Genomic DNA, 6,953 nt, shown 5'->3' with positions numbered 1-6,953 from the left:
GGCCAGGACCTGGGCATGCAGGCGCTCGTAGGTTTCCCGGGTGCCGGCCACCAGCGTCGGGCCCAACTCGCGACGGTCCTGGTCGCGAGTCGCCAGGTTCTCCGGAAAATTCAGTCGAAAGCCGGCAATCAACCAAGGCGCCAGCAAGTAACGCGCTTGACTACCCGCGGCAAACGCTCGCGCCGCCAGGGCTTCTTCCTGCCGCCCCAGCTGCTCGCTGTGCACCAGGCGCCGGCCTTCCTTTAGCAACTCGGCGTGGCTAATGCGCTGCTGCTCGATGCGCTGCCCCGCACCCAAACGGTAGAAGGTAAAAGCTGTGCGCTCGGCTCGGGCCTGGGGTTCCAGCCGGTGATCGCTGCCCAGCAGCAGTTGTGCGAACGCCAGGGTGTCACCGGCCTGACTCACCTCAGCCATGCCGCGGCCGTCGGCGTAAATCAGCAGCCTGGGCGCCAGTCCGGCGGCGCGCAGGCGCTGAATCTCCTCATGGCCTTCGGCGAACACCCATTCACTGTGCAGCTCGCGCAACAGCGGCACCTGTGCAGCCGCAGCCTCCAGCGGATCCAACAGCGCTGCCACCCCGCCCAACCACTGTGCCGCCAGTACAGCAATCAACGCCTCCGGCCGCGGGCGGCTGACAATCACCAAGCTTGCGCCAGGCACAAAACCACGCACCTGCAAGGCCATTGCCAGGTGTTCAACCTCAGCGGCCAGTTGGCACCAGGTTCGCACCTGCCACACCCCCAGGCGCTTATGTCGCAGGGCAATGCCCGTCCCTTGCTGACGTGCCTGCTGTTGCAGCCACTGCGGCAAGGTGTCGGATTGCGCGTTATCAGTGAATGTCGCCATGACCTTTCCCGTCCTTTAGGCGAGCGCCGCAGCCTTGGCCGCGACCGCCTCGCGCTCCAGCTCACGCACCAACGGCAACACCTTGCGGCCGAAGTACTCCACTTCTTCATGAAAGTGCAGGAAGCCAGTGAGCACCAGGTCCACGCCTACCGCCTTGAGGGCGACGATGCGTTCGGCAATCTGCTGCGGCGTACCGATCAGGTTGGTCTTGAAGCCATCGTTGTACTGCACCAGGTCTTCGAAGGTGGACTTGGCCCAGTTGCCTTCGCCTTCAGGGCTGGAGGCGCCGGCGTTCTTCACCTCGCTGCCGAAACCGTTGACGGCCTCCGGATCGGCCTTGGCGATAATTTCCTGCAATACCGCTCGGGCTTCAGCCTCGGTTTTGCGGGCAATGACAAAGGCGTTCACCCCAACTTTCACTGAGTGGCCATTGATCGCGGCCTTGGCCCGAATGTCGTCGACCTGGGCCTTGATGCCTTCGACGCTGTTGCCGTTGGTGAAGTACCAATCGGAAACCCGCGAAGCCATGTCCCGCGCCGCGCGCGAGCTGCCACCCTGGAAGATTTCCGGGTGCGGTTGCTGCAGTGGCTTGGGTTTGAGGGTGTAGTCATGGAAGCGGTAGAAATCGCCATGAAAACTGAAGTTGTCCTGGGTCCAAATGCCCTTGAGCGCCTGGATGAATTCTTCCGAGCGACGATAGCGCTCATCGTGGTCCAGCCACGGCTCGCCAATGGCCCGGAACTCGCCCTTGAACCAGCCCGACACGATATTCACCGCGACCCGACCGTTGGTGAACTGGTCGATGGTTGCCAGCTGTTTGGCCGCCAGCACCGGACTCCAGGGCCCAGGCAGGATGGCGGCGATCACCTTGAGCTTCTCGGTGGCGGCCAACAGCGCGTGACTGATGGTCACCGACTCGTGCTGGTTTTCGGCGCCATAACCGGCGGTAAAGCGGATCTGTGACAAGGCGTATTCGAAGCCGGCCTTTTCGGCGATTTGCGCCAGCTTGCGGTTGTAATCGATGTCCCAGCTGGTGCGCTGTTCGATCTTGCTGACCACAAGGCCACCGCTGACGTTGGGAACCCAATAGGCAAACTTGATGTTGTCCTGGCTCATTGTACGTACTCCATTGACTCGTTGAAATGAGGGTTGACCCGGGACGTCAGGCAGCGCTGGCATCCCGGTGAACTTTCGGATTGAGGCTCAGGACCGCCGACTCGACAGCGCGCTCGATGCGTTCGAGCAACTGGGGGCTGGTGATCTGGTAGTCGGTGAAATCGGCTTCGGCGGCATACACACCGATGGGCAAGCTCAGGGCCTGGAAGAAACCAAACAGCGGGCGCAACTGGTGATCGATGATCAGGGCGTGGCGGTCCGAGCCACCGGTGGCGGCCAGTAACACCGGCACGTTGTTCAACGCCTGGTGATGGACGAAATCGAACAGGTGCTTGAACAGTCCGGTGTACGAGGCGCGGTACACCGGGCTGGCAGCAATCAGCAGGTCGGCCGTTTCAATGGCCTGCAGATCGGCCTCTACCGCAGCGGGCAAGTCTTCACGGCACAGCACCCCGGCAAACTGCGGGCCGACCTCGGACAACTCGATGAGGTGCAGTGCGATCGGCAGCTGTTGCGCAAGACCGGCGACCAGAGCCTTGAGCAGCACCAGGGTGCGCGTAGGCCGCTGCACGCTCCCGGATACCGCGACCACTTTCAGTGTGTTGCTCATTGCCCGTCCTCATGGTGGCAGAGGCCACCGCGGCACCTGCACAAGGACTAGAGCAGCAACCGTGCCATCTCTATAATTCAATATAAATCAATAAGTTATACGGTTTTTCGCAAAACGCCGCAGTGTCGTCCACCGGGCAGGCTGTTGATCAACTGTTGCGCTCACAACAGCTGCCTCTCTGCCCATGCCGTGCAGCGCGCCCAGGCCGCTGTTGCCGGGCAGTCAGCGCTTCAGCAAGTTGCCCGGCAGACGACAGCAACCACCCTGGCGAACAGCCCTGCGCGCCCGATTAAACGGCTTTTGCAGTGCCAGGCACGACCTGTGCACTGGCAGTAGTACGCAACAGATCGACTGCACTGTTGCTTCTCTTGCCTTCCATAAGGAGCTGCACCATGACTGTCCAGCAACAGCACCTGCCACACCCCCTCTCCAGCGGTACCGACTACCAGGCCCTGGCCGAGCGCTTCCGGCCGATCTTTGCACGCATCGCCGCCGGCGCACTGGAGCGCGAGCAAACTCGCAGCCTGCCCTTTGAACAAGTGAAGTGGCTGAAGGAAGCCGGCTTTGGCGCCGTACGCGTGCCGGTGCAGTACGGTGGCGACGGCGCTTCCCTGCCCCAGTTGTTTGAGTTGCTGATCGAACTGGCCGAAGCCGATTCCAATCTGCCGCAGGCGTTGCGCGGTCACTTTGCCTTTGTCGAAGACCGCCTCAACGCCCATGCCGATGCGCCCCAGGACACCTGGTTCAAGCGTTTTGTCGACGGCGATCTGGTGGGCAACGCCTGGACCGAAGTCGGCAGCATCAAGATCGGCCAGGTTGGCACCCGTGTCTCGCGTCTGGGTGAACAATGGRTGGTCAACGGCACCAAGTACTACAGCACCGGCAGTATCTTCGCCGACTGGATCGACCTCTATGCCCAGCGCGATGACAACGGCGCCGATGTGATTGCCGCCGTTCGCGTGCAGCAACCGGGTATTGTGCAGAGCGACGACTGGGATGGCTTTGGTCAGCGCACCACCGGCAGCGGCACCTCGGTATTCGAGAATGCCGTGGTGGAGCCCGAAAACCTGCTGGACTTCACCACCCGCTTCAAATACCAGACGGCCTTCTATCAACTGGTGCTGTTGGCGGTCCAGACCGGTGCCGGCCGTGCCGCGGTGCGCGACATCACGGAAGAAGTACGCAAGCGCACGCGCATCTTCAGCACCGGCAACGCCAACCACGTCAGCCAGGATGTCCAGGTGCAGCAAGTGGTGGGCAAGGCTTCAGCGCAGGTCTATGCCGCACACGCCACCACCCTGCGCGCCGCGGCCGCCTTGCAGGTGGCCTACGAAAGCCGCTTCGCCCATGACGACGAAGCCGAACGCGATGCCAACATCGCCGCCGAACTGGAATCCGCCCAGGCCCAAGTGGTGATCGCCGACCTAGTGCTGCGCGCCACCAGCGACCTGTTCAACGCCCTCAGCGCCTCGGCCACCAGCACCGGCAAAGCCCTCGATCGTCACTGGCGCAACGCTCGCACCGCGGCCTCGCACAACCCGCTGATCTACAAGGAACGCATCATCGGCGACTGGGAAATCAACGGCACCGAACCGCCCTACGTCTGGCAGATCGGTGGAGGATCGAAGTAAGTCGACATCACGCGGGTGCCAGATACCCCGGCACCTGATCGGCCAGCGACGAAGCACGGGCCAGCAACGCGCCTGGCCCCTGGCTCGTCGCTACACCCAGGAATCGACGTCCCTGGGCGCGGCTCTGGATACGCTCGATACCGCCATGCAGCAAGCTGACCTGCCCACCCAGTGCCTTGGGCGATGCCCAGCAGATCGGTCGCCACGGCCGGTGACACCTCGTGTTGCGGGTCACCAAAAATCTGCCACACCTCGCCCGGCTCCACGATCCGCCCACGGTCCAGCACCAGGCACGAGCGACCTGAGATAAGCTGACGGCTGACCTGTCTGTAGCTCAAATCTGCAACTGTCGCCTTTGCAGGATCCACAGACTCTACTGCTGACGCACATCGCCTCACTTCCAGCGTTATCGAGCTTGCTCAGTGTGCACCAGCAGAACGCACTACAACGTGTAGGAAATACCGACTTGCACGGTTCGTGGCGCACCCGGATAAGCGTAAACATTGCCGAACGCGCCTTCTTCATAATCGCGATCAAACAGGYTTTTCACGTCGAGATTGAGCCGCACCTTGTCATTGATCTTGTAGAAGCCAAGCAAGTCGACAACGGTGTAGCTGCCCATCGAAAACGCAGTGTTGGCGGTTTGTCCGGCGCGCTCGTCGACGTACTTGAATCCGGTGCCCAAGCCCAATCCCTTGAGGGTGCCGTCCTGGAACTCGTACATATTCAGCAGGCTGAAGCTGTTTTTCGGGATGTTCAGCAGCCGCGTGCCTGAGCGCAGTACGTTGTCTTTGGTCACTTCGGCATCGACATAGGCGTAGCCGCCAATCACGCGCCATTCGGGAGTGAGGTTGCCGGCAACGTTGATGTCAAAACCACGGCTTCGCACTTCACCGGCAGCAACGCTGAAGGTGGAATCGACAGGGTCGGTGGTCAGCACGTTACGCTTCTCGATCTGATAGATCGCCGCATCGACACTCAACCGCTGATCCAGTGCTTCCCACTTGATACCCATTTCGTACGACTTGCCCTTCTCCGGCGCAAACCCTCCCCCGAGGCGGCTTGCGCCGGTGTTGGGCTTGAACGAGCGCGCGGTGTCGGCATAAACCGCTAATGTCTCGGTCAAATCGTAGGTCACGCCGATGCGCGGAGTTACTGCGTTGTCACTCGCCTGCCAACTCTTGCCGCCCGGGACATAGGTTTCGTAGTCATGTTCGAAGCGTTCGAAACGCGCCCCTGCCAGCACCTTCAGTTTGTCGGTCAGTGCCAATTGATCCTGCACAAACGCGGCATAAGTTTTGAGGTTTTCCTTGTCGTGGGTCGGCGTACGAGTCAGTGCTGGACGCGACTGGCCGTACACCGGATCGAAGATGTCGATCGGATACGCATCGACAGCACCGCTGGAGCGTTGAATGATCGACTTGTAGTCATAATCTTCGTACTCGATACCGGTGAGCAACGTGTGCTGCAAACCAGCGGTATCGAAATGGCCGGTCAGATTGAGCTGGGTATCCTTGTCGGTCCACTCCAGCTTGCGATAGTTGAAGTTGCGCCCCAAGGTGCGGCCGTCAGCGGCAATACCGTTGGCCTCGACTGCGTTGCCCTTGAGCGAACCATCGAGCCACTGGAAGCCACCACCCAGCGTCCAGTCGTCATTGAGCATGTGCTCGAAACGCAGCTGCGCCATGTTGTTGTCGTTATGCAGTTTGCCAGCGTCTTTTTCGCCGAAAAAACTGTCGCGAGAGGCGGTACCTGCCTGCCTCGGGTAACGTGTAACGCCTCGATCCAGAGGCGCGTTGTTACGCATGAAATCGCCTTCGAAAATCAGCTTGGTCGCGTCGGTTGCCTGCCACGTGAGCACCGGCGTGATACCGTAGCGCTCGGTTTCGACGTGATCGCGGAAGGTGTCGCCGCCCTCGCCCACTACGTTCAGTCGATAGGCCAGGCGCCCTTCTTCGTCGAGCGGGCCGGAAGCATCCAGCGTGCCACGCTTCATGCCCTGATCGTTCAGTTGACTGCCCAAGGTGACGGTGCGTTCGGGCAATGGCTGTTTGGAAACCACGTTGAACGTGCCACCAGGATCACCCCGACCGTAGAGCATGGTTGCCGGACCGCGTAGCACTTCGAGTCGCTCGATAGTGTTGGCATCCGGCATGTTCGGATAACCGCGGTTGATCGGAAAACCGTTGCGATAAAACTCGCCAGTGGTGAAGCCACGAACGGTAAACGTGGTCAGACCCTGTCCACCAAAATTGTTCGCCCGCCCCACGCCCCCAGCGTAGTCCAACGCGTCCTGCAAACGGGTGGCTCCCAGATCCTCGACCGCATCTTTCGAGACCACACTGATCGATTGCGGGGTTTCGTGGATCGACGTGTCGGTGCGTGTGGCGCTGGCCGAGCGCGTAGCCAGATAACCCTGCACCGGGCCGTCCGCCCTTTCATAATTCGCAGTACCGATAACATCGGTTGCGTCCAGCTCAAGCGTTGAGGGTGACACCTCCGTTTGTTCAGCCCATGAGGTAGACGACAATGCTTGCAGCACACAAATGGAAAGCAGGGTTCGACGCATGAAGAGAAAAACCTTTACGAATAGGCCAATGCAGGGAGTGAAACCGCCAAAAACTGCGGCGCATGCTATACAAAACCATTCGTAATTAACACTGATTCCCATTAACAAAAACAGTCTTCGATAATGTCATCACTTCATTGAAGCAATGGCCATTGCGGCATCATCCGCGCCACGGCCGAGA

General features: G+C 60.6%; 6 protein-coding genes. 1 reads left to right on the top strand and 5 read right to left on the bottom strand.

Going from position 1 to position 6,953, the window contains the following annotated elements:
- The 3 genes from AC1DLB_RS16840 to msuE form a co-directional block, all read right to left on the bottom strand.
- The coding region (locus AC1DLB_RS16840) for an AMP-binding protein (protein WP_477785308.1) at nt 1–846 on the bottom strand (846 nt) is incomplete at its 3' end.
- 15 nt (nt 847–861) lie between these two features.
- Nucleotides 862–1,962: a dimethylsulfone monooxygenase SfnG gene (gene sfnG, locus AC1DLB_RS16835; RefSeq protein ID WP_258614206.1), complete on the bottom strand. Its 1,101-nt coding sequence runs from the start codon at nt 1,960–1,962 to the stop codon at nt 862–864.
- A gap of 46 nt (nt 1,963–2,008) precedes the next feature.
- Complete coding sequence (gene msuE, locus AC1DLB_RS16830; RefSeq protein WP_018929019.1) at nt 2,009–2,572, bottom strand: FMN reductase; 564 nt, start codon at nt 2,570–2,572, stop codon at nt 2,009–2,011.
- Nucleotides 2,573–2,964: 392 nt separating this feature from the next.
- Here msuE and AC1DLB_RS16825 point away from each other — a divergent pair, with 392 nt between their 5' ends.
- Nucleotides 2,965–4,203 carry an acyl-CoA dehydrogenase family protein gene (locus tag AC1DLB_RS16825; protein ID WP_477785307.1) on the top strand — a complete coding sequence of 413 codons (1,239 nt, stop codon included), beginning with the start codon at nt 2,965–2,967 and terminating at the stop codon, nt 4,201–4,203.
- A gap of 7 nt (nt 4,204–4,210) precedes the next feature.
- Here the strand turns inward: AC1DLB_RS16825 and AC1DLB_RS16820 are convergent, their stop codons facing one another.
- Both AC1DLB_RS16820 and AC1DLB_RS16815 read right to left on the bottom strand, forming a co-directional pair.
- Nucleotides 4,211–4,438 carry an NIL domain-containing protein gene (locus tag AC1DLB_RS16820; RefSeq protein WP_309475746.1) on the bottom strand — a complete coding sequence of 76 codons (228 nt, stop codon included), beginning with the start codon at nt 4,436–4,438 and terminating at the stop codon, nt 4,211–4,213.
- A 207-nt stretch (nt 4,439–4,645) separates the two neighbouring features.
- Nucleotides 4,646–6,772 carry a TonB-dependent siderophore receptor gene (locus AC1DLB_RS16815; protein WP_477785306.1) on the bottom strand — a complete coding sequence of 709 codons (2,127 nt, stop codon included), beginning with the start codon at nt 6,770–6,772 and terminating at the stop codon, nt 4,646–4,648.
- Between the last annotated feature and the right edge of the window lie 181 nt (nt 6,773–6,953).

Source organism: Pseudomonas sp. 05N434 (assembly GCF_056396965.1).
This window is presented reverse-complemented; position numbering and strand designations above follow the sequence as displayed.

What these genes read in the sequence shown, in the direction of transcription:
- sfnG (WP_258614206.1), bottom strand. Translation starts at nt 1,962, where the DNA reads ATGAGCCAGGACAACATCAAGTTTGCCTATTGGGTTCCCAACGTCAGC.
- msuE (WP_018929019.1), bottom strand. Translation starts at nt 2,572, where the DNA reads ATGAGCAACACACTGAAAGTGGTCGCGGTATCCGGGAGCGTGCAGCGG.